Source organism: Clostridium pacaense (genome assembly GCF_020709765.2).
Taxonomy (GTDB): Bacteria; Bacillota; Clostridia; order Lachnospirales; family Lachnospiraceae; genus Enterocloster; species Enterocloster hominis.
The window spans coordinates 1-879 of the sequence record NZ_JAJFEB020000059.1 but is presented as its reverse complement, the minus strand read 5'-3'; the positions used below and the strand labels follow the sequence as shown (position 1 = coordinate 879).

Annotated in this window: 1 pseudogene; it reads right to left on the bottom strand. The window is 45.6% G+C overall.

Annotation, left to right across the window (positions count from 1 at the left end):
- Positions 1–25: 25 nt before the first annotated feature.
- Positions 26–789: pseudogene (locus LK536_RS58450) on the bottom strand (IS5 family transposase).
- Between the last annotated feature and the right edge of the window lie 90 nt (positions 790–879).

Genomic DNA, 879 nt, shown 5'->3' with positions numbered 1-879 from the left:
GTGTTTGAAAATTATATATCCTTAGTCATTTTAACCAAATTAAGATTGAAGCAATGCATATGAACCCCAGATAGGTACTGGCCAGTTTATCATAACGTGTCGCGATTCTTCGGTAGGCCTTCAGTTTTAGGAAAAAACATTCTACTAAATGTCTTTCCTTATAAAGCCACCAGTCACAGTGACGCTCGAACCGGGCACCTTTTCTGGAGGGTATGGTAGGTTCCCCACCGTGGTCATAAATATAATCAATCAGCTGATTACTGTCATATCCTCTATCAGCCAGGACCTGGCTACCATTCAGGCTGATTTGTTCCAACAGTGGGATTGCCATATTGATATCGTTCCTCTGCCCCTCGCTCAACCGTAGATAGACTGGGTATCCATAAGCATCTACGATTGCATGGATTTTTGTGCTGGCCCCGCCCCGGCTATGGCCAATCAGATTTGCTGGCCCCCTTTTTTGGCTCCGGCACTATGCTGATGGGCTTTTACAATGGAGGCGTCCATACTAAGCTCCTCTAATTCGGCCTCAAGACTGAGTACACGGAAAATATTGTCCAGAAAGCCATCCTCAATCCATTTACGGAATCGGCTATAGACCGTCTCCCAAGGGCCGTAACGCTCCGGGAGATCCCGCCAGGGAGCGCCACTGCGTGCAATCCATACCATAGCATTGAGCATCGTGCGGTTATCCTTAGAAGGACGGCCAGGCCGGTTCGATTTTTCAGGAGGTAATAAAGGAGCAATTTGATTCCATTCCTGGTCAGTCAGTTCATATCGCTTCAACATAACGAACACCCCTTTTTCTTTTATTTTAACATGAAAAAGGGCAGTGAAACATATGTTTTGTGCAACTTTTAATTTTCAAACACGCTCTAG